Source organism: Marinobacter sp. V34 (genome assembly GCF_055524115.1).
The window spans coordinates 38360-58758 of the sequence record NZ_JBUPZY010000016.1 but is presented as its reverse complement, the minus strand read 5'-3'; the positions used below and the strand labels follow the sequence as shown (position 1 = coordinate 58758).

General features: G+C 55.5%; 20 protein-coding genes and 1 other RNA gene. 18 read left to right on the top strand and 3 right to left on the bottom strand.

Features of this window, described 5'->3' with window-relative positions:
* The first annotated feature begins 445 nt into the window (after positions 1–445).
* From AC0B60_RS19565 to AC0B60_RS19500, 14 genes are all read left to right on the top strand, one after another.
* A complete protein-coding gene (locus tag AC0B60_RS19565) occupies positions 446–1915 on the top strand; it encodes an MFS transporter (RefSeq protein WP_465087552.1) in 1470 nt (489 codons plus the stop codon).
* Positions 1912–3627, top strand: coding sequence for a protein kinase domain-containing protein (locus AC0B60_RS19560; protein WP_465087551.1), 1716 nt, complete (start codon positions 1912–1914; stop codon positions 3625–3627). The genes AC0B60_RS19565 and AC0B60_RS19560 overlap by 4 nt, the downstream gene beginning before the upstream one ends.
* An 82-nt stretch (positions 3628–3709) precedes the next feature.
* Positions 3710–5260, top strand: coding sequence for a 2-isopropylmalate synthase (locus tag AC0B60_RS19555; RefSeq protein WP_465087550.1), 1551 nt, complete (start codon positions 3710–3712; stop codon positions 5258–5260).
* 27 nt (positions 5261–5287) lie between these two features.
* Positions 5288–6091: a hypothetical protein gene (locus tag AC0B60_RS19550; RefSeq protein WP_465087549.1), complete on the top strand. Its 804-nt coding sequence runs from the start codon at positions 5288–5290 to the stop codon at positions 6089–6091.
* A 3-nt stretch (positions 6092–6094) separates the two neighbouring features.
* On the top strand, positions 6095–6598 hold the full coding sequence (rimI, locus tag AC0B60_RS19545) for a ribosomal protein S18-alanine N-acetyltransferase (protein ID WP_465087548.1): 504 nt from the start codon (positions 6095–6097) through the stop codon (positions 6596–6598).
* A gap of 100 nt (positions 6599–6698) precedes the next feature.
* A complete protein-coding gene (prfC, locus tag AC0B60_RS19540; protein ID WP_465087547.1) occupies positions 6699–8279 on the top strand; it encodes a peptide chain release factor 3 in 1581 nt (526 codons plus the stop codon).
* Between the two features lie 29 nt (positions 8280–8308).
* Positions 8309–9097, top strand: a complete 789-nt coding sequence (locus AC0B60_RS19535; RefSeq protein ID WP_465087546.1) for a TatD family hydrolase — start codon at positions 8309–8311, stop codon at positions 9095–9097.
* A 283-nt stretch (positions 9098–9380) separates the two neighbouring features.
* On the top strand, positions 9381–9809 hold the full coding sequence (gene rplM / locus AC0B60_RS19530; protein WP_007154598.1) for a 50S ribosomal protein L13: 429 nt from the start codon (positions 9381–9383) through the stop codon (positions 9807–9809).
* A gap of 12 nt (positions 9810–9821) precedes the next feature.
* A complete protein-coding gene (rpsI, locus tag AC0B60_RS19525) occupies positions 9822–10214 on the top strand; it encodes a 30S ribosomal protein S9 (RefSeq protein WP_007154597.1) in 393 nt (130 codons plus the stop codon).
* 241 nt (positions 10215–10455) lie between these two features.
* Positions 10456–11052 (top strand): ubiquinol-cytochrome c reductase iron-sulfur subunit, encoded by a 597-nt coding sequence (petA, locus tag AC0B60_RS19520; RefSeq protein WP_286748554.1) that lies wholly within the window; start codon positions 10456–10458, stop codon positions 11050–11052.
* Positions 11052–12284, top strand: a complete 1233-nt coding sequence (locus AC0B60_RS19515; protein WP_465087545.1) for a cytochrome b — start codon at positions 11052–11054, stop codon at positions 12282–12284. Before petA ends, AC0B60_RS19515 begins: the two co-directional genes overlap by 1 nt.
* Positions 12284–13039: a cytochrome c1 gene (locus tag AC0B60_RS19510; protein WP_465087544.1), complete on the top strand. Its 756-nt coding sequence runs from the start codon at positions 12284–12286 to the stop codon at positions 13037–13039. The genes AC0B60_RS19515 and AC0B60_RS19510 overlap by 1 nt, the downstream gene beginning before the upstream one ends.
* Positions 13040–13147: 108 nt before the next feature.
* Positions 13148–13777 carry a glutathione S-transferase N-terminal domain-containing protein gene (locus tag AC0B60_RS19505; RefSeq protein WP_465087543.1) on the top strand — a complete coding sequence of 210 codons (630 nt, stop codon included), beginning with the start codon at positions 13148–13150 and terminating at the stop codon, positions 13775–13777.
* 56 nt (positions 13778–13833) lie between these two features.
* Positions 13834–14256 (top strand): ClpXP protease specificity-enhancing factor, encoded by a 423-nt coding sequence (locus tag AC0B60_RS19500; protein WP_465087554.1) that lies wholly within the window; start codon positions 13834–13836, stop codon positions 14254–14256.
* 68 nt (positions 14257–14324) lie between these two features.
* Here AC0B60_RS19500 and AC0B60_RS19495 read toward each other — a convergent pair whose 3' ends face one another.
* The 3 genes from AC0B60_RS19495 to AC0B60_RS19485 are packed head-to-tail and all read right to left on the bottom strand — an operon-like array spanning position 14325 to position 17241.
* A complete protein-coding gene (locus AC0B60_RS19495) occupies positions 14325–14915 on the bottom strand; it encodes an SIS domain-containing protein (protein ID WP_465087542.1) in 591 nt (196 codons plus the stop codon).
* Between the two features lie 2 nt (positions 14916–14917).
* Complete coding sequence (locus AC0B60_RS19490; protein WP_465087541.1) at positions 14918–15292, bottom strand: YraN family protein; 375 nt, start codon at positions 15290–15292, stop codon at positions 14918–14920.
* 20 nt (positions 15293–15312) lie between these two features.
* Positions 15313–17241: a penicillin-binding protein activator gene (locus AC0B60_RS19485; RefSeq protein ID WP_465087540.1), complete on the bottom strand. Its 1929-nt coding sequence runs from the start codon at positions 17239–17241 to the stop codon at positions 15313–15315.
* A 102-nt stretch (positions 17242–17343) separates the two neighbouring features.
* Here AC0B60_RS19485 and rsmI point away from each other — a divergent pair, with 102 nt between their 5' ends.
* From rsmI to rsmH, 4 genes are all read left to right on the top strand, one after another.
* Positions 17344–18234, top strand: coding sequence for a 16S rRNA (cytidine(1402)-2'-O)-methyltransferase (gene rsmI / locus AC0B60_RS19480; RefSeq protein WP_465087553.1), 891 nt, complete (start codon positions 17344–17346; stop codon positions 18232–18234).
* A 65-nt stretch (positions 18235–18299) separates the two neighbouring features.
* Positions 18300–18661, top strand: an RNA gene (gene rnpB, locus AC0B60_RS19475) — RNase P RNA component class A.
* Between the two features lie 306 nt (positions 18662–18967).
* Complete coding sequence (mraZ, locus tag AC0B60_RS19470) at positions 18968–19420, top strand: division/cell wall cluster transcriptional repressor MraZ (RefSeq protein WP_007154587.1); 453 nt, start codon at positions 18968–18970, stop codon at positions 19418–19420.
* Positions 19417–20397: a 16S rRNA (cytosine(1402)-N(4))-methyltransferase RsmH gene (gene rsmH / locus AC0B60_RS19465; RefSeq protein WP_465087539.1), complete on the top strand. Its 981-nt coding sequence runs from the start codon at positions 19417–19419 to the stop codon at positions 20395–20397. Before mraZ ends, rsmH begins: the two co-directional genes overlap by 4 nt.
* Positions 20398–20399 lie beyond the last annotated feature (2 nt).

The window sequence follows — 20399 nt, the reverse complement described above, 5'->3', positions numbered from 1 at the left end:
TCAGCCGTGAAACAGACCAGCGCCGATGGTAGTGTGGCTTCTGCCCATGTGAGAGTAGGTCATCGTCAGGCTCTTAATACCAAAAACCCCCGCGGCTTCGCCGACGGGGGTTTTTTATTGCCTGTAAGAAAGTCACAGAAGAGCACACCATCGCGGTGCAGTCTTGTTCAGATCGCTCAGCCTTGGTGCATTATTCTGCGTGGGTGTCTTCCGTGTATTTTTAACTTTATGATTTAAATGAAAAACAATATTCTGGAATGTATTTTGCTGAATGTATGGCTACCGACTTAGGCTCCAACAGGTAACGGCAACGACGCCGCCAGAAGGAAATGAAGGTGTCGCCAATTCCTGTTTTGCTTCAAAAAGCTCACGCACGTTCGCGTCCCTTCAATAGAACCTTCCATAAGAACCTGTTGGCAAACTTTGCATTCTCACAGGCCAACGTATGCATGATACCTCTTTCCGATTCTTTTCATTCGTGGGAAGAATCAAGATTCTCCATCTCAGTTGGGTGGCGTTTTTTATTAGCTTTCTGGTGTGGTTTAATCACGCTCCCCTGATGTCATCCATCCGTGAACAGTTCGGGCTTACAACGTCAGAGGTGAACACTCTGCTGCTGCTCAACGTCGCTTTAACGATTCCCGCCCGAATCCTTATTGGTATGTTAGTGGATACACTTGGCCCACGCCGTGTGTATAGCCTGGTCCTTATTGTGTCAGGGCTTCTCTGCATTGCGTTTTCACTCTCCACCACCTTCGAACAGCTCGCGGTAACCAGATTCCTGTTGGGCTTTGTTGGTGCAGGATTTGTTGTAGGTATCCGGCTGATAAGTGAATGGTTCCCGGCCAAGGAACTGGGACTGGCAGAGGGTATCTACGGTGGTTGGGGTAACTTTGGCGCTGCGTTTGCCGGGCTTTCATTGCCGGCACTTGCGCTGTGGTTCGGTGGCGATAACGGATGGCGCTGGGCGGTAGGTACTACCGGCGTCATAGCGATTTTTTATGCGGCGGCTTTCTACATCCTGGTCCGCGATACTCCAAAAGGTTCGACCTACTTCAAACCAAAGCGGGGCGGAGCAATGGAAGTGACGAGCCAGGGGGATTTCATCCTTTACGTGGTGATGAACTTGCCGCTGTTCTTTGCTTTGGCATTGATCGTATGGCAGTTGGGGCCCTATAAGCTCGGTATGCTGGGGGCTCCGACAACCTATCTTTTTTATGGTGTGATAGGGGTAATGGCGGCGTTCCAGTTGTTGCGGATCTGGCAGATAAACGGTCACGTATTTCAAAGAGCTGTGCCGGCATTTGATCGCTACCCTTTCAAGCAGGTAGCGCTTCTAAACCTCGTATATATGGCAAGCTTCGGGTCTGAACTCGCGGTGGTCTCCATGTTACCGCTGTATTTCCTGGATACGTTTGATATCTCTCCCATGTTGGCAGGAATGCTGGGCGGGAGTTTTGCCCTTATGAACCTGTTTGGTCGCCCTGGCGGCGGCTATCTTGCCGACCGTTATGGTCGGAAACTGATGGTGATACTGATGCTGGCTGGAATTGCGGTCGGATACTTCTTCATGGCACGGATTGATAGTAGTTGGCCTCTGCCATTGGCTGTTGCTCTGGTTGTGGTCTGCTCGATTTTTGTGCAGGGCGGGTGTGGCGCCGTGTATGCCTCGGTGCCATTAATCAAGCGTCGTCTCACTGGACAAGTTGCGGGAATGGCAGGTGCCTACGGCAACGTAGGTGGTGTTGTCTTCCTGGTTGTGCTGGCCCTGGTGCCCACGGAGCAGTTCTTTCTGGTGCTGGGGGCGATCGCTCTGGTAATCATGGCGCTGGTGATGATGTTCATGGATGAGCCTGCTCCGCAAACAAGCGAGGTAATGCCGGATGGCTCAGTCAGGATGATCGACGTAACGTGAGTGGACGCCTCCAGTTGCAGGCCGGCCAATACAGTATCGCTGGTCGGAAATCCGAAAATCAGGATAGCTTGGGTATTCGGTATCCAGAAGGCGAGGCGCTCGTACTGAAGGGCGTTGCGGCTGTTATTGCCGATGGTGTGAGTGCGTCGGCGGCAGGCCGTGAGGCGGCTGAAACCTGCGTAAAAGGATTTCTGCACGACTACTACAGTACGCCGGACTCCTGGGCCGTTGAAACCGCGGCCGGTCGTGTCCTTGGGGCTTTGAATCGGTGGTTGCACGGTCGTGGTCACGCCGGCCATGCAGACGCTCATGCGATGGTTTGCACCTTTAGCGGTGTCGTCATCAAGAACAATCGAGCGTATATATTTCATGTGGGTGATAGCCGGGTATGTCTTCTTCGTAACGGCGAACTTGAATGTCTGACCAGGGATCATCATGCCGTTGTAGGTGTCGATAGGGGCGCGCTGACAAAAGCCATGGGTGCTGAACTGAACGTTGAGATTGATGTATCCCGTACGAACCTCCAGCCCGGTGACTGTTTATTGCTTACCACCGATGGTGTGCATGGGTATCTTGACCCAGGCGCGATGGTCGGACTTGCAGCGGAGGGTGACGCAGACAATGTCGCGATGGCGTTGGTGGATGCAGCCTATTCCGCTGGCAGTCCGGACAACCTGAGTGCTCAGGTACTTAACATTGAGCACCTGCCAGTGGAAGACGTCGAGGCTCATTATGAGCGGCTGACGTCGCTGGCATTCCCGCCGCCATTGGAGTCCGGGCAAAGGCTTGACGGGTATCGGATTGTCAGGGAAATCCATGCTAGTCGTCGCACCCAGGTTTACCTTGCTGCTCCGGAGGCCGGCGGTGAGCCGGTTGTTATCAAAACCCCGTCGCCGAACTTCGTGGATGATCCAGCCTATATTGACCGTTTTCTGAACGAGTGCTGGGTCGGGCGTCGTGTAAACAGTCCTCATATTGTCCGCTTTATTGAGCCGCCGCAGAATCGGCGCTGTTTGTATTGTGTCACTGAGTATGTTCAGGGGCCAACGCTACGCGAATGGATGAACGACAACCCGCGTCCAACGCCTGCCGACGTGAGGAATCTCATTCAGCAGATCGCCATCGGTTTACGGGCACTGCACCGTCTTGAAATGGTGCATCAGGACCTCAAGCCAGAGAACGTAGTGATTGCCAGAGACGGGACCGTTAAAATCATTGATTTGGGAGCCGTACGAATTCGTGGGGTTGAGGAGATCGATGTTCCGTGGGGGCAGGAAGGGTGCCTGGGAACCGAGAGCTACGCTGCGCCGGAGTGCCTTGAGGGTGACCGGGCCACGCCAGCTTCTGATCGCTATTCCCTGGCCGTGATAGCCTATGAGCTTTTGACTGGACAGCTTCCTTATGCGAAATCGCCGAGGCCTTCTGTCCGCCGACGTTTGCGCTATCGCAGCATGCGTGCATTCAACCCGGACCTGCCGGCATGGTTGGATGCCTGTCTGCAACGATCCCTTTCCTTGAAGCCGGAGTCCCGATACCCTTCACTGTCGGAATTCCTGCGGGACCTCGAGCATCCCAACCCGGCGCTGACACCCACGGCATGGCGACCACTCGTCGATCGTGTGCCACTGGAAAACTGGCGTTTCATCGCGGTTCTTTCCCTTGTGTTCAACGGTTTCCTGTTCTGGCTTGTCTGCACGGGCACCGGCGGCTAACGCTATACATGCCCCGTCGGTTGCGCAATCAGTGATATACTCTTCGAAAAACAGATCTTCAGTTGCCCTGATGGAGAGCGCCATGCCTGCAAACGATCACCTGGTTATTTTCGACACAACGTTGCGTGACGGCGAGCAGAGTCCCGGCGCTACGATGACAAAAGCAGAGAAGCTGCGCATTGCCAGGGTCCTTGAGAAACTGCGGGTTGATGTTATAGAGGCCGGTTTTGCGATCGCCAGCCAGGGTGATTTCGAGGCGGTAAAGTCGATTGCTGAGTCCATCAAGGACTCCACCGTTTGCAGTCTTGCCAGGGCATTGGATAAGGATATCGATCGCGCTGCGGAGGCTATTAGGCCTGCCGAACGCGGACGTATCCATACCTTTATTGCGACGTCTCCGATTCACATGCAGTACAAGCTGCAGATGCAGCCGGAAGACGTGGTTGAGCAAGCCGTCAGATCTGTTAAGCGTGCCCGCGGTCACGTTGACGATGTTGAGTTTTCCTGTGAAGACGCGGGGCGGTCCGAGCTGGATTTCCTGTGCCGTATTATCGAAGCGGCAATCAAGGCCGGAGCAACAACAATCAACATTCCGGATACCGTGGGCTATGCCATTCCGGAGCAGTTTGGGGAGACCATCCGTCAGTTGTTGAACCGTGTTCCAAATGCCGACAAAGCTGTGTTCTCCGTTCACTGTCACAACGACCTTGGGCTTGCGGTTGCAAACTCCCTTGCGGCTGTGAGCAGTGGGGCCCGGCAGGTTGAATGTACCATCAATGGGCTCGGTGAGCGTGCAGGGAACGCCTCCCTTGAGGAGCTTGTGATGGCGGTTCGCACTCGTCAGGATCTGTACACCATCGACACCCGGGTAGATGCGCAGCACATTGTGCCTGCCTCCCGGCTGGTGTCGACCATCACCGGTTTTCCGGTACAACCTAACAAGGCGATCGTTGGTGCAAACGCCTTCGCCCACGAATCGGGTATTCATCAGGATGGCGTCCTGAAGCATCGGGAAACCTACGAAATCATGCGGGCACAGGACGTGGGCTGGCACACCAACAGCCTGGTACTGGGCAAACATTCTGGTCGAAACGCTTTCCGGTCCCGTCTGTTGGAGCTTGGCATCCAGTTTGAAACCGAAACAGAGCTTAATGAAGCTTTTACCCGGTTCAAGGCACTGGCTGATCTCAAACATGAAATTTTCGATGAAGATCTTCAAGCGATTGCCAGCGACACCCGGCAGAAGGAAGAAGACGGTCGCTATGGGCTTGTTACCATGCAGGTGTGCTCTGAGACCGGTGTTATCCCCCGGGCTCACTTGACCCTTCTGGTGGATGGCAGGGAGCACAAGGTCGAGGCGGAAGGTAGCGGGCCGGTTGATGCCACCTTCAAAGCCATTGAGTCCCTGGTAGACTCGGGCTGCAACTTGCAGCTCTATTCCGTGAACAACATTACCAGCGGTACGGATGCCCAGGGGGAAGTGACGGTGCGCCTGGAGCGTGGCGGTCGAATTGTGAATGGTATCGGCGCTGATACCGATATCATTATTGCCTCCGCGAAGGCGTACATTGAAGCCCTGAATCTGATCAGTCGAGGCGGGGTACGACAGCACCCGCAGGGCGCCGATGTCTGAACAGGGTATGCAAAGGGGGCTAACACAATGATGATGCCAGAGGCCGAGCGTCAATTTTATCTGGGCAAGGCGGGGATTCATCTCTGGTACGCCAGGAAAGCGCTACCCGGCGCAGCTCCTAGCCCTGAATTCTCTTTTCCCGAGCATGATGAGACCGAACTGGAGTCCGCTGCGATTGTGCCGCCTCCCGTTCCGGCGCGTCCATCTGTGCCACAGCGTAAGATTGATGGTGTTGGCAAGGACCGAATTGCTGGCATCCAGGCGCTGATGGCCGACAATACGCCGGAACCTACTGACGTACCAGTGGCCGAAAAAACTCCGGAAAAGCCGGTTGCCGCTGAGCCGGAGGCGCCGGCCGGAGTGTCGTCCGACAAAACACTGAACGCTGTTGGGGACTTGCCCCGTCAGATTCACGCCCATCTCGGGTTCTGGTTCTCAGAGCGGCTTGTGCTGATCAGTGGTGTATCCGACCAGGCCAGCGAGCGGCTTCAAGACACATTGGCAAAAAACATCCTGGCAGCGGTCGGTGAAACCCGGATTGAGAAAGGGCGCGAGCTTCGCTGGCCGGTGTTTGGAAATCTGCGGGTTCCTGGAAACAGTGCAGACAATTTCCGCGATACTCTTCATTCCCTGGCCAATGATTTCGGCGCCCGCAAGGTGGTGTTGCTCGGAGTGTTGGCCGACGATTCTCCGTCAGACAGAGCGGTATTGCTTGACGATGCGCTGGGTGACGCTGCTGTCGACTTCTCCCATACTCTTGCCGAGCTGGCTGCCGTGCCCGCTTACAAGCGTGAGCTTTGGCAGCAGCTGAAGTCCACCGTCGGGGGCTGACTTGTGGGTCAGGATCTATATCGCAAGATAGAAAGTGCTGACCTCACGATCCGGGCGTTGCACCCAGAGGATCTGCCTGAGGTCCTCAATATCGAAGCTCAGGGCTATTCCTTCCCCTGGAGCGAATCCGTTTTTTTAGGATGCTTTCGGCCTGACTACCGGCTCTGGGCGCTCGAGTGGGGGCAACGGCTCAGTGGATACGCCGTCGTGGCTTATATGGTCGGGGAGGCCCATTTGCTGAATCTGTGCGTGGCACCGGCTAAGCAAGGCAATGGCGGAGGGCGCAGCTTGCTCCGACACCTAGTAGTGCAGGCTGCGCGGGATGGCATGAGCCAGGTTTTGTTGGAGGTGCGAGCCAGCAACCACACGGCAATTGATCTGTACGCGGCGGAAGGTTTTGACGTGATTGGTCGCAGGAAAGGCTACTACCCCGCAGGCCGCGATCGGGAAGACGCACTGGTTATGGCATTACCTCTGGGGGGTGGTCCCTCGGATATGCATGGCTAGATGGGGCACGATCACGGCGGACGAGGGTTCGCGTCAGTGACCTAATATCCCTATAATGGCGTCCGTTTTTCAGTCTCTCCGAATCAGGTTGTTACCAATTATGACCAGCCTTGCCAGCGAAGTATCCCAGCGCCGCACGTTTGCGATTATCTCGCATCCGGATGCGGGTAAAACCACCATTACAGAGAAGGTTCTGCTGTTTGGGCAGGCCATACAGAAAGCCGGCACGGTAAAGGGGAAAAAGTCGGGGCAGCACGCAAAATCCGACTGGATGGAGATGGAGAAAGAGCGTGGTATTTCCGTTACCACCTCGGTGATGCAGTTTCCCTATGGCGGACGCCTGGTCAACCTCCTGGATACGCCTGGTCACGAGGATTTCTCGGAAGATACCTACCGCACGCTAACGGCGGTGGATTCATGCTTGATGGTGATCGACAGCGCCAAGGGTGTCGAGGAGCGCACCATAAAGCTGATGGAAGTAACCCGCTTGCGGGACACGCCAATACTGACCTTCATGAACAAGCTGGACCGTGATACGCGTGATCCCGTGGAGTTGATGGATGAGGTTGAGGATGTGCTCAAGATCGCCTGCGCACCGATTACCTGGCCCATCGGTATGGGCAAGAATTTTAAGGGTGTCTATCACCTTACCCGGGACGAAGTGATCCTGTATAAATCCGGCCAGGGCCATGCGATCCAGGAAAAACGCGTGATCCAGGGGCTGGAGAATCCCGAGCTGGACGAGGTCCTGGGCGGCTATGCTGGCGATCTCCGAGACGAGATTGAGCTGGTGAAAGGAGCGTCCCATGAGTTCGACCTGGAGGCCTTTCTCGCGGGCGAGCTCACGCCGGTATTCTTCGGTACGGCACTGGGCAATTTTGGTGTTGATCATATGCTTGATGGGTTGGTGGAGTGGGCCCCCACACCGCAACCGCGTGAAACTGATCAGCGGTTGGTGAAACCGGAAGAAGATGTCTTCTCAGGCTTCGTGTTCAAAATTCAGGCGAATATGGACCCCCAACACCGGGATCGTGTGGCTTTTTTAAGGATCGTGTCAGGGCGTTACAATCAAGGCATGAAAGCGCGTCATGTGCGAATCGGCAAAGAGGTTCGTTTTTCCGATGCGCTGACTTTCATGGCAGGCGATCGCGAGCATGCGGGGGAGGCGTTCGCAGGCGATATTATCGGCCTTCACAACCACGGCACCATCCAGCTGGGGGATACCTTCACTGCCGGTGAGGATATGAAATTTACCGGCATCCCCAATTTCGCACCGGAATTGTTCCGTCGTATTCGCCTGAAGGACCCGCTCAAGTCCAAGCAGCTGCAAAAGGGCTTGATCCAGCTTGCGGAAGAGGGCGCGGTACAGGTCTTTCGCCCACTTCGAAACAACGACTTGATCGTGGGAGCGGTGGGTGTCCTGCAGTTTGATGTGGTGGTCAGCCGACTCAAGAGTGAATATAAGGTAGAGGCTGTGTATGAGCCGATAAATGTCGCAACGGCACGCTGGGTAACGGCCTCTGATGAGCGTAAACTGGATGAGTTCGAGCGCAAGGCTAACGATTTCCTGGCTCTGGACGGCAGCGACCGACTGGCCTACATCGCACCAACGATGGTCAACCTGCAATTGGCTCAGGAACGCTATCCCGAGATCAGCTTCCATAAAACGCGGGAGCACTAGGAACACTAAGATAGTGCTGGAGTGAGTGAATGCGACTCATTGATGCTCATTGCCACTTTGACTTCCCTGCGTTTGATGGGCGTCGGAAGGCAGTGCTCGAGGACGCTCGCAGCAGCGGCCTGTCGAGTCTTGTTATTCCCGGCGTTCGTCGGCCTGACTGGAGCCGGGTGAGCCGTATTGCATCGGAGCACGATGGGCTCTACTACTGTCTCGGTATTCATCCCTGGTATGTGGCGGAGCATGTCGCCGACGATCTTTACGCTTTGCAGGGCTTGCTCGAAGATCGCCCAGGTCACTGCGTTGCCCTGGGGGAGTGCGGCCTGGATCGGCTCCATGGTGATATGCGAGATCAGTACGCCTGGTTTGAGGGGCAGGTTGATATCGCTGCGCAATTCCATTTGCCGCTGGTTATTCACTCGGTTAAGACCCACGACGAGGTATACGAGGTGTTGCGGCGCAAGCGCTTTTCAGGGCGGGTTTTGGTGCACGGATTTTCGGGCAGTTACGAGCAGGCTTCCAAGCTGATTGATCTTGGTTGTTTTATTGGTGTTGGTGGTGTAATTACCCATCAGCGAGCCCGGAAGACCCGGAATACCATTGCCCGATTGCCCGTTGATGCACTGGTTCTGGAGACGGACGCGCCTGATATGGCGCCGGCAGGTGTCGAGGCTGGCCATAATTCGCCTGCGTTCCTGCCGGCGATACTTGCCGTCCTGGCAAGTTTGCGGGGTTCGGGACCGGAAAGTCTGGCCCAGTCGCTGCTCTGCAACGTGCAGCGGCTGTATGGTTGGAACGAAATCGGCGCTTCCGAGAGGTAGAATCATGCAAACGACACGCAGGGTGGTTCCGGTGGCTTGGTTGGTGACCCCGCGCCATTATGCCAATAGGGATACGTGAATAACGAAACTGCCACTCTCAGGGTTGGCTTTCTTTTTGGGTTCGGATATACTTCGCGCCCTGGCTTTTCAAGGCGATGCCATCATCTCAGCCCCGAATGATGTCACTGCCGCATAACATACAGGTAAAGAACCTCCTCCGGATGCCGAGCATTTACCGGTGGTGGTTTTTAACGTTTCTTATATAGCGTTCAAGGCGGAATCAATGAAGACTCTGAGTGCGAAACCAGAAACAGTAACACGTGACTGGTACGTTGTAGACGCAGCCGGCAAGACGCTGGGTCGTCTGTCAACTGAAATCGCCCGTCGTCTGCGGGGCAAGCATAAGCCTGAGTACACCCCTCACGTCGACACTGGTGATTACATTGTGGTTATCAATGCCAGTCAGGTACGGGTTACCGGCAAAAAAGCATTTGACAAGATGTACTACAGTCACACCGGCTTTCCGGGTGGAATCAAGTCCATCAACTTCGAGAAGCTGGTCGACAAGGCTCCTGAGCAAATCATCCAGAAGTCTGTTAAAGGCATGCTTCCGAATGGCCCGCTTGGCCGTGCCATGTTCAAGAAGCTGAAAATTTATGCCGGCGCTGAGCATCCTCATGCAGCCCAGCAGCCCAAAGAACTCGACATTTAACGGAAGGCGGATATGTCTGTAGCACAAAATTACGGTACTGGTCGCCGCAAGACATCCACGGCTCGGGTTTTCATCAAGCCGGGAAGCGGTAACATCTCTATCAACGGTCGCTCCATTGAGCAGTTTTTCGGTCGCGAGACTCTGCGAATGATTGTTCGTCAGCCCCTGGTGGTTGCTGAATCTACGGATCGTTTTGATATCAATATCACTGTTAAGGGTGGTGGTATCAGTGGGCAGGCGGGCGCTATTCGTCACGGCCTGACTCGCGCCCTGATGGATTACGATGAAACGCTGCGCCCTGCGCTGCGCAAAGCGGGTTACGTTACCCGTGACGCTCGTGAAGTGGAGCGTAAGAAAGTTGGTCTGCGGAAGGCGCGTAAGCGTCCTCAGTTCTCCAAGCGTTAAAAGCCGCTGGAGCAGATCCGAAAAAACCCGGCCCGTTGGCCGGGTTTTTTGTTGTCTGGAAAGTCAGTTTAGAACAGGTCTGAGTCAGGTAATGGCCCGGCTCAAAGCCTTTCCGACTTGTAAGGACAGGGTAATTTCATTACCATTTGAGCGCTTATAATTTTAGGTTGAGAGAAGTCCTTTTCGATGTGCAGTTTCCCTGTAAGCAGGGCTGTATGTCGCCTGATGGGAGATAACCATAATGAGTAATGGCGACGTGAGCCAAGGCAGGCGCCGATTTCTGATCGGTGCCACGTCTGTGGTGGGTGGTGTCGGCGTCGTCGGTGCGGCCGTGCCTTTCGTAGCATCCTGGAATCCCAGTGCCAAAGCGGAAGCAGCCGGTGCACCGGTCACCGTCAATGTCAGTAAACTGGAGCCAGGTCAGCAAATGACCGTCAAATGGCGCGGTAAGCCGGTGTGGGTTGTTCGCCGCACCGAAGAGATGAACGAAAACATTCTCGAGCTGAATGATCAGGTGAAGGATCCTCTTTCCAAGGAAGCGGATCAACCTGCCTACATCGAAGGCGAGCTCCGGGCAATCAAGGACGAATACGCTGTTCTCGTTGGTATCTGTACCCATCTGGGTTGCTCTCCCCAATTTAGGCCAGAAGTTGCTCCAGCCGATCTCGGGGAAAACTGGCTCGGCGGCTTCTATTGCGCGTGTCACGGCTCCCGTTACGATCTTGCCGGGCGTGTCTATCCGAATATGCCGGCACCCGCGAATCTTCAGGTGCCTCCCTATCGCTTTGACGACGAGAACACCCTGACCGTCGGTCTGGATCCTGAGGGGGCCGCATAATGAACAAGTTAGTGAACTGGGTAGACGAGCGTCTTCCAATTGTCGATGCGTGGAACAAGCACGTTGGCAAGTATTACGCGCCCAAGAACTTCAACATGTGGTATTTCTTTGGTTCGCTGGCGATGCTTGTGCTGGTAAACCAGCTTGTGACCGGCATCTGGCTGACCATGAGCTATAACCCCACGGCAGAAGGTGCCTTCGCGTCGGTTGAATACATCATGCGCGATGTTGAGTGGGGGTGGTTGCTTCGATACCTGCATTCCACCGGCGCTTCTGCGTTCTTCGTGGTGGTTTATCTCCACATGTTCCGTGGCTTGATGTACGGCTCTTATCAAAAGCCGCGCGAGCTGATCTGGATCTTCGGTATGCTGATTTACCTGGTTCTGATGGCCGAAGCATTTATGGGCTATCTGCTGCCCTGGGGCCAGATGTCCTACTGGGGTGCACAGGTTATCGTAAACCTGTTTGGTGCAATTCCGGTGATTGGTGATGATCTGTCGCTGTGGATCCGTGGTGACTATCTGATCTCTGGTATTACCCTGAACCGATTCTTCGCATTGCACGTGGTCGCATTACCAATCGTTCTACTTGGTTTGGTGGTGCTGCACATTCTCGCTCTGCACGAAGTGGGGTCCAATAACCCCGACGGTATCGATATCAAGAAGAATAAGGACGAAAACGGCATTCCCAAAGATGGTATACCGTTCCATCCCTATTACACGGTGCATGATCTTTTGGGTGTGGGTGTTTTCTTCTTCATCTTCTTTATTGTGGTCTTCTTCTTCCCCGAGATGGGGGGGTTGTTCATTGAAAAGCCGAATTTTGAGCCGGCCAACGCCCTCAAGACGCCCGACCACATAGCGCCGGTATGGTACTTCACGCCGTTCTACGCCATGTTGCGGGCGGTGACCATTGATCTCTTCGGCCTGGACGCGAAGTTCTGGGGTGTTGTTGTGATGGGCGCGGCTATCGCCATTCTGTTTGTTTTGCCCTGGCTGGATAGAAGTCCGGTGCGCTCAATGCGCTACAAAGGCTGGTTGAGCAAGATCGCTCTGACGATTTTCGCCATCAGCTTCATTGTCCTGGGATATCTCGGCATTGTTCCGGCCACTGAAGGCCGCACGACGGTTGCCCAGATCCTGACAACGTTCTACTTCCTCTATTTTATTCTCATGCCGTTCTACACGCGCATGGAGAAAACAAAGCCAGTTCCAGAGAGGGTGACAGGATGATGAGAAAGCTGATAGTTGGTCTTTTCATAGCGATCCTGCCGGCTCTCGGGCTGGCAGCGGGGGCGTCCGTGCCGCTTGATACCATGGAGCCGGACCATACCAACAATGCGTCGCTCCAGCGCGGTGCGGCCCTTTTCACCAACTACTGCATGGGGTGTCACTCCATGGAGTATGCGCGATATAAACGTGTATCGGATGATCTGGGTATTCCCGCCGAGCTTTACGAGGAAAATCTGATTTTCACTGGTGCAAAGATCGGTGAGCTCATGAAGAATTCCATGAGCAAGGAAATGGCTGCGAGTTGGTTCGGTGCTCCGCCACCAGACCTTACGCTGGAGTCGCGTCTTCGCGGTGAAGACTGGATCTATTCCTATCTTCGTGGCTTTTATAAGGATGAAAGTCGTCCGCTGGGTGTGAATAACGTGGTCTTTGAAAATGTTGGTATGCCCCATGTGTTGATCGGTATGCAGGGGTTGTGTGCGGTTGAGCCGAGAATCGGTGAGGGTGCGAGTGTTGATCCTCTCAGCGGCGATGTTCGCAATGCCGACGTTTGCCCGGAATGGGAAACCGAAGGGTCCATGGACCCAGCGGAGTTCAACCGGGCTATGTACGACCTGACCAATTTCATGTCTTACATGGGTGACCCGGTAAAGGTTGAGCGTGAAAGGCTGGGTATGTTCGTACTGATCTTCGTGGCGATTTTCTTTATCTTTGCCTACCTGCTTAATCGCGAGTACTGGAAGGACGTACACTGAGATTTCAGGTATAATTCCTGTCCCTGAGTTCCAGCGGGCAATAGCCGGCCCGCTGGATTTTTGCGTTTTTCAGGATCAATTCGGTTAGTCAAATCGTGAGGTAGTTCTATGGGCGTTGTGACCAAGCGGTCATCAATGACGTTTTTCTCGGACCCGGCCAGTCATTACAGCCACAGAGTCCGCATTGTGCTGGCAGAGAAGGGGGTAACGGTTGACGTCGTGAACGTTGATCCGGATAACCCGCCTGGAGAGTTGGCTGACCTGAATCCGTACAATGCCCTGCCGACGTTGGTGGATCGTGACCTTGTGCTCTACGAGCCAAATATCATGATGGAGTATCTGGACGAGCGTTTTCCGCATCCGCCATTGCTTCCAGTGTATCCTGTGGCACGGGCGAACAGTCGCCTGATGATCCACCGCATCCAGAAAGACTGGTGTGGGTTGGTGGATCAGATTCTGGCTCAGCCCAACGCGAAGGCATCGGAAGCAGCTCGAAAAGAGCTTCGCGAAAGTTTGCTGGCCACGGCACCGTTGTTCGGTGAAATGCCCTTTTTCCTGTCAGAAGAGTTCACAATTGTGGACTGCTGCATTGCTCCGATTCTGTGGCGCTTGCCGTCGCTGGGCATTGAACTGAATGAAAAGCAGGCGAAGCCGCTTCAAAAGTACATGGAAAGCATATTCAGTCGTGAAGGCTTTAAGGCGAGCCTATCGGACCTGGAAGAAGATATTCGTAACTGATATGCAGCGCCTGAAACCGGTTCAGGAGAAAGGCAGTGCCTGATAGTAAGATAACGATGACATCAAGCCGTCCCTACCTCGTTCGGGCATTCAACGAGTGGATCCTCGACAATGACTGCACGCCGTACATCGTGGTGGACGCGGGGGTGCAGGGCGTTCAGGTTCCGACTGAGCATGTTGCCAATGGGCAGATCGTGCTCAATATCAGTCCTGGGGCCGTACGTGGTCTGGTGATTGGTAATGGTGCCCTGGAGTTCAGTGCGCGTTTTGGCGGTGTGCCCATGCAGGTCTTTATCCCTCTGCAGGCTGTCATGGCGGTTTACGCAAAGGAGAACGGTGAGGGTATGGTCTTCGGTAGCGAACCGGGCTCTCCTGATCCGGAAGGACCTGGCGGCAAGGACTCCGAGAATGGCAGTGGTGATAGCGGTCAAGGTGGAGATCGGCCAAGTGGTCGGCCAACTCTTAAGGTCGTGAAGTAGCATTGTCGTGAGAGGGAGGTTTCAGGGCGTCAAAAAAGCCAGCTGTTCCTAACAGCTGGCTTTTTTGTTTATCCGCCGAACAGTTTTTCGTCGATCAGCCCGCACAAGGCGTTAATAATCACCAGCAGGATAGGCGTTGCTGCCGTTGGGGAAAGGTTATCCAGGGCTATTTCATGGTCCTCCGGATGAAGCAGCGAGGTGATGTCTGTTTTTTCCTTGGCGCTCAGTACAACCACATTCATTTCCCTGTCGTGCGCTGCCTGTATGGCCTGGATCAGGTTGGCCTTGTGGCCATCGTCCACAATGACCAGGAGCAGATCGCTGGCTTTGCCAATAGCGCGAACCTGTCTTGAGAAGGTGTCATTGAAGCGATTGTCGCGACAGATTGCTGAGTAGGTGGTCGCATCCGCTCCCAGATTGATGGCGGGCAGTGCCGGTCGGTCATGTTCAAAGCGGTTGAGCAGAGCCGTGCAGAAGTATTGTGTCAGTACGTTGGCGTTGCCGTTGGCGCAGGTAATGATTTTGCCATCATTCAGTAGCGTGTTGACCAGTGCGTCCGAGGCCCTTTCGATCGCAGGCGCCGTTAGGCTGGCGGCGTGGGCCGTGTGTTCCATATGGTTGGCAAACCACTGGTTTATCTGTTGTTCGGTATCCGTCATAGTCAGACCTGAATGGCGTTTTTAATCCATTGTATCCGGTATTTTTTGCGTTCGCCCGGTGCGATTGCGATTACGTCAATTCTTGCGTTTGCATTCCACAGTCCATGCTTGTGGAGGTAGAACGAAGCGGCGCGGACAATGCGCCTTTGCTTGGTGGTGGTGACGGATTCGGCCGCACCGGTCAGGCTGCCACTTCCGCGGTACCGCACCTCGAAGAAAACCAGTACATCATTGTCCCTGCCGATGAGGTCGATTTCGCCTCCGCGACTGAATACGTTGCGTGCCAGTATGGTGACGCCCCTGGTCTGGAGGTAGCGCGCGGCAACTCCTTCGGCATGATCCCCGGTGGCTTTTCGTGTTCCTGTGCTGCCATCCATGGCATAAGGTGTCCTGATTGTTAATTCGGGTTGGAGGGGCTTCCTGTGCCTGAGGCGTCCAGTTCTCTCTCTTCGGGTTCCAGTGGTGGCAGTTGCTCTGGCGTTCCTTCGCTGAATCGGGCCCAGAGTTGTTCCCGGTGAATGCTGCCTTGGGGGTCCATGGTCAATACCCCGGTCTGGCCGTCTATCGTGGCGCCATCAACCTGTCTCAGCAGTGGTAGTCGTTTGCTCAGATTCCAGGCGTCCGCCCCCATGGCGAACAGGCGGCCGAGCTGACCCCGGACATCGGGCATGGCTTCCTTGACGATATCGCGAAAGCGGTTCTTCTTCTCAAGAACCCAAGGCGTGTCGGTAAAGATGACTCCGTTCAAGTCCCGGTCCCGTGACGGATCCGGATTACCCTCGTAGACCATGGAGGGTGAGTATACCGGCAGCTCGCCGCCAAAATAGAAGGCGAATAATGGTTTGAACTGCCGTGCGATGGTTGGCTCAGCGACCATAACGATGCCGTCGGCATCCTGGCGCCGCCGGGGTTCGAATTCAACGTTAATGCCGGCAGTGCGTTCAACATCTATGGCCCGGTCGCGGGATACTTTGATGCCAAGCAGGTCGGCGGTGACGTCGCGGAGATTGTCCTCGCGGAAATAGCGTTCAATATCGAGGGCGATGCCTCCGTTTTGTGCCAGTTGGTCAAGTAGGGCGTTTTCCAGTCGGTCTCCCCAGTTGCCCGTGGGGATTAGCACAAGAATCTGGTCGATACCTTCTGCGTCAAGGCGATTGGCAATCTGCCTGGCTTCGTCTTCTGCCGAAAGCCCGAATTGGTAGAGTCCATCGGGGGCGGTGGCATCCCGTGGCAGATAGTTTAGGCCCAGAACCGGTACAGGCAGAGTCGACATGTCTGTGAGTGCTGCCAGGGACTCTTTTTCCAGGGGGCCGACGATCAGATCCTGTTCCTCTTTAGTCAGTTCGTCATAAAGCGAGCGAAAGTTCTGATCCGAGGTGTCGACGACTCGAATGCTGATTTTTCCGCGCTCCGCCGATTTGTCCTCGTAGTATGCGGCGAAGAAACCATCGCGGATGGCTGCGCCCGCACTCGATAATGGTCCGCTGAGGGGCAATGCCAGGGTGATTCTTTCGGGCCGGCTTTCTGCGAGGCTTGCAATCAATTTCAGTTCAGCAGGTAAAACACCGGCGGCGGGGTGGTCGGGCCAGTTATTTCGCCAGCTGCGGATCATCCTTCCCTGTTCGTCCAGATTGACGCCCGGCTGCCGCAGAATGCCGGCCAGTTCAAGCCAGCCCTGGGCTTCATAGCCAATGGCGCGGCCTTCCCTGTCGGCGAGCTGGGTGTCGGAGGCCTGTTTCAGGTTCTTCCAGATGTCGTCATGGACCGTTTGTGTATTGGCATTCGTGTCTGCTCCGGACAGCAGGATCAGGGTAATGGCTGCCGCGAGGTTGTCCCCGGCTAGCCGATAGGTTTGTTCCTGCAGTCTTGCAGCGCGGTTGATCAGGCTTCTTTCATAATTAAGGAAATGATCTGGCTCAATGTCTGAAACAATGTTTTTCGCCCAACCTCCGTCCTCGAGCGCAGTGGCGCTGGCCATGGCCAGCAGAAGCCGTTGGTTTTCTGTGGCCTCCGTGGCAGGCGAGAACTGCTCGCTCTGAAGCAGCTTTCTGGCAGCCCGGTGATCGTTTTGGCCCTGGAATCTGTCCGCCGCTTTCAACAGGTAAGCCTGTGCATTCTGCTGATTGGTTTCGCTGGCAGCGACTTCAAGGGCTTCTCCGGCGGTTTTGGCAACGTATGATTCAAGGTTCACGCTTGCGCAACCCGCAAACAGCACCGTCATGGCCAGGAGGATGGTGACGGTTTTCAGATTCTGGCAGTCTTTGGTCATGGCTGGCTCACAATACTCCGGGTTATTACGCTTGTGGCGCCGGGTAATCGGCGGCATGATGCCGGGAGCCCTGGTGCCCGCCGGGCTTCCCAATAATGGTTTGATTTATCAGGCCGCAAGTTTAACAGCTCCCGCGTGAATTCACATGACGTTGGTGTCATGCGCAGGGGGCGAAGAGAGGAATGTGTGAAATCAGAAAGCGAGCTGCCAGAACAGGCTGGCACCCTGTATATCGTTGCCACACCGATTGGCAACCTGGACGATCTGTCTCCCAGGGCTGTGGCTGTTTTGTCGCGGGTGGCGGTGATCGCCGCCGAGGATACCCGGCACAGTGGTCGGCTTCTGCAGCATCTGGGTATCAGCAAGCCAATGATGGCCTTGCACGAACATAACGAGAGGGACAGGGCTGGCCAGGTTCTGGACAAGCTTGCAGCAGGCCAGGACGTGGCTCTGATTTCCGATGCGGGGACTCCGCTGATCTCTGATCCGGGTTTTGTGCTGGTAAGGGAGGCTCGGGCTCGGGGTTATCGGATTACTCCGGTGCCTGGTGCCTGTGCGCTTATTTCGGCGTTGAGCGCGGCAGGGCTGCCGACGGATCGGTTTTTGTTCGAGGGTTTTCTGCCCTCCAAGTCCGGAGCGCGCAGGGCTGCCCTGGACCGCCTGGCGAGGGAATCCGCTACATTGGTGTTTTACGAGTCGCCCCACCGTATTGTCGATACGGTGGGGGATATTGCGGAGGTGATGGGAGCAGAGCGAGAGCTCGTGCTGGCCCGGGAGCTGACCAAAACGTTCGAGACTTTCTACGCAGGGGCGGCGGCCCATGTCAGGCAAACTCTGGAGGCGGACCCCCATGGCAGTCGTGGCGAATTCGTGGTGATGGTGCGTGGCGCTAGCGCAGAGGAGTTGTCGGTGGGGTCGGCAGAGGCGGACCGGGTGTTGGCGTTGCTGCTGACAGAGTTGCCGGTGAAAAAGGCGGCGAAGTTGGCATCTGAGTTAACCGGAATCTCCAAGAATGAGCTGTATCAGCGAGCGTTGTCTCTGAAGGCCTGATCTCAGGAAGTCGCTGGTTCGCGGTTTTTCTTGCCTGCCGCTGCAGGCTGGAGTATGGTCTCGCCCGAGCTCGCCAGACAGTCGCCGCCGGTTTTACCGGGGGAGGAAAGTCCGGGCTCCACAGGGCAAGGTGCCAGGTAACGCCTGGGCGGCGCGAGCCGACGGAAAGTGCAACAGAAAGTATACCGCCTAAGTGGCCGTGACATGTTCGCGGGCACCGGTAAGGGTGAAACGGTGCGGTAAGAGCGCACCGCGTGACTGGCAACAGTTCACGGCGATGGTAAACCCCACCTGGAGCAAGACCAAATAGGAATCCTATGGCGCGGCCCGCGCTGGATTCGGGTAGGTCGCTTGAGGCCTGCGGTGACGCAGGCCCTAGATGAATGACTGTCCCAGACAGAACCCGGCTTACCGGCGAGCTCATTTTTATTTCTCCGCTTGATGTGACATTTGTCATTCTCACCAGCAAGCTTTTATAGCCAAAAAATCTTAGAGTTCACTTGCCATCTTCAGAACTGACTGCAGGTGATTGATTTTTAGGTTTTTCTTTTCCGTAATCTCCAGCTTTTAGCCAATCTTGTTCTGTAACCTCTTGTCGTAAAAGGAACTTTTACGGGTGTGGCGCTGTTCGCGGCGCTTGCATTGTGTATTGCGTGTTTCTATAGTGTGCACAAGTGGGAAAAAGTGGTTTCTAGTGGTTATTTGTGGTTTCTAAACCCCGGAATTGATGCAAATGAGCAATTTTCTTGGCAGTCATGCCATCAATATGGATGCGAAGGGTCGCTTGGCGATCCCCGCCAGGGTGCGCGAAGAGCTCGCACACGCCTGCAGTGGTCGCATTGTATTGACGGCCAACGCCGATGAAGAGCGCTGTTTGCTGATGTATCCGGAACCGCAGTGGGAGGCATTAAGGCCACAAATTGAAGCGCTTCCCAATATGAATAAGGCTGCCCGCAGGTTGCAGCGACTGCTGTTGGGTCATGCCACGCCTTTGGAGCTGGACTCGGCGGGGCGCATCCTTGTGCCACCCACGCTGCGCAGTTATGCGCGCCTGGAGAAGAAATTGATGCTGATTGGTCAGGGCAAGAAGTTGGAGTTGTGGAGCGAAGAGCGCTGGTTTGCTTGGCTTGACGAGTCATCGGATGAAGACGAGATGCCGCCGGAGATGGAGGCGTTGTCGCTATGACAACCGGCCGCGGGCATGAGCCTGCCGGTCAGTACCGGCATCGTTCCGTGCTCCTGGACTCGGCGGTGGACTTGTTGGTCAACGATCCAGATGGCGTTTATGTCGATGGCACCTTTGGTCGCGGAGGTCACAGCCGGCTGATTCTGGGGCGGCTCGGGCAGGGCGGAAAGGTTCTGGGCATCGACAAGGATCCGGACGCAATTCAGGTGGCCCGTGACCTGTCGGCGAGCGATGCTCGGTTCCAGCCGTTTCACGGTTCGTTTGCCGAACTGGGTGTCGCCGCTGAAGCCCAGGGGTGGATGAAGGTTAATGGTGTTTTGCTGGATCTTGGTGTTTCATCCCCGCAGCTGGACGATGCCGCCAGGGGGTTCAGCTTTATGCGCGATGGGCCGTTGGATATGAGAATGGACCCCGGGCAGGCGCCAAGTGCGGCGCAATGGTTGGCCGAGGCGGACGAAAAAGACATCGCGAATGTCATCTGGCGATACGGCGAGGAGAAGTTTTCCCGCCGTATCGCTCGTCTTGTTGTGGAGCGACGCAAGGAAGCGCCCCTGGAAACCACGCATCAGCTGGCGTCACTGGTCAGTGAGGCGGTGCCTAAAAAAGAGAAACACAAGCATCCGGCTACCCGGACGTTCCAGGCAATCCGGATTTTCATTAACCGGGAGCTGGAAGACCTGGAGGTCGGGCTTAAAGCGGCGGTTGAAAAGCTGATGCCCGGTGGAAGGCTGGTGGTCATAAGCTTCCATTCGTTAGAGGACCGGCTGGTCAAGCGCTTCATGCGGGATCTGGCTCGTGGGCCGAGGCTGCCTAAAGGTGTGCCGGTGACGGCGGAGCAGGAAGCATCGGCATTCCGGTTGATCGGCAAGGCGAATAAGGCTGATACAGAAGAAGTGAGCGACAACGTGCGGGCGAGGAGCGCGGTTATGCGTGTACTTGAACGGATACCGGAACAACACAAGTCAGGGAGCGCGTAGTC

What these genes read in the sequence shown, in the direction of transcription:
- mraZ (WP_007154587.1), top strand. Translation starts at nt 18,968, where the DNA reads ATGAGCAATTTTCTTGGCAGTCATGCCATCAATATGGATGCGAAGGGT.
- AC0B60_RS19500 (WP_465087554.1), top strand. Translation starts at nt 13,834, where the DNA reads ATGACATCAAGCCGTCCCTACCTCGTTCGGGCATTCAACGAGTGGATC.
- rsmI (WP_465087553.1), top strand. Translation starts at nt 17,344, where the DNA reads ATGCGCAGGGGGCGAAGAGAGGAATGTGTGAAATCAGAAAGCGAGCTG.
- AC0B60_RS19510 (WP_465087544.1), top strand. Translation starts at nt 12,284, where the DNA reads ATGAGAAAGCTGATAGTTGGTCTTTTCATAGCGATCCTGCCGGCTCTC.
- AC0B60_RS19535 (WP_465087546.1), top strand. Translation starts at nt 8,309, where the DNA reads ATGCGACTCATTGATGCTCATTGCCACTTTGACTTCCCTGCGTTTGAT.
- AC0B60_RS19550 (WP_465087549.1), top strand. Translation starts at nt 5,288, where the DNA reads ATGATGATGCCAGAGGCCGAGCGTCAATTTTATCTGGGCAAGGCGGGG.
- rplM (WP_007154598.1), top strand. Translation starts at nt 9,381, where the DNA reads ATGAAGACTCTGAGTGCGAAACCAGAAACAGTAACACGTGACTGGTAC.
- AC0B60_RS19515 (WP_465087545.1), top strand. Translation starts at nt 11,052, where the DNA reads ATGAACAAGTTAGTGAACTGGGTAGACGAGCGTCTTCCAATTGTCGAT.
- petA (WP_286748554.1), top strand. Translation starts at nt 10,456, where the DNA reads ATGAGTAATGGCGACGTGAGCCAAGGCAGGCGCCGATTTCTGATCGGT.
- AC0B60_RS19495 (WP_465087542.1), bottom strand. Translation starts at nt 14,915, where the DNA reads ATGACGGATACCGAACAACAGATAAACCAGTGGTTTGCCAACCATATG.
- AC0B60_RS19485 (WP_465087540.1), bottom strand. Translation starts at nt 17,241, where the DNA reads ATGCCGCCGATTACCCGGCGCCACAAGCGTAATAACCCGGAGTATTGT.
- rpsI (WP_007154597.1), top strand. Translation starts at nt 9,822, where the DNA reads ATGTCTGTAGCACAAAATTACGGTACTGGTCGCCGCAAGACATCCACG.
- AC0B60_RS19490 (WP_465087541.1), bottom strand. Translation starts at nt 15,292, where the DNA reads ATGGATGGCAGCACAGGAACACGAAAAGCCACCGGGGATCATGCCGAA.
- prfC (WP_465087547.1), top strand. Translation starts at nt 6,699, where the DNA reads ATGACCAGCCTTGCCAGCGAAGTATCCCAGCGCCGCACGTTTGCGATT.
- rsmH (WP_465087539.1), top strand. Translation starts at nt 19,417, where the DNA reads ATGACAACCGGCCGCGGGCATGAGCCTGCCGGTCAGTACCGGCATCGT.
- AC0B60_RS19505 (WP_465087543.1), top strand. Translation starts at nt 13,148, where the DNA reads ATGGGCGTTGTGACCAAGCGGTCATCAATGACGTTTTTCTCGGACCCG.
- AC0B60_RS19555 (WP_465087550.1), top strand. Translation starts at nt 3,710, where the DNA reads ATGCCTGCAAACGATCACCTGGTTATTTTCGACACAACGTTGCGTGAC.
- AC0B60_RS19565 (WP_465087552.1), top strand. Translation starts at nt 446, where the DNA reads ATGCATGATACCTCTTTCCGATTCTTTTCATTCGTGGGAAGAATCAAG.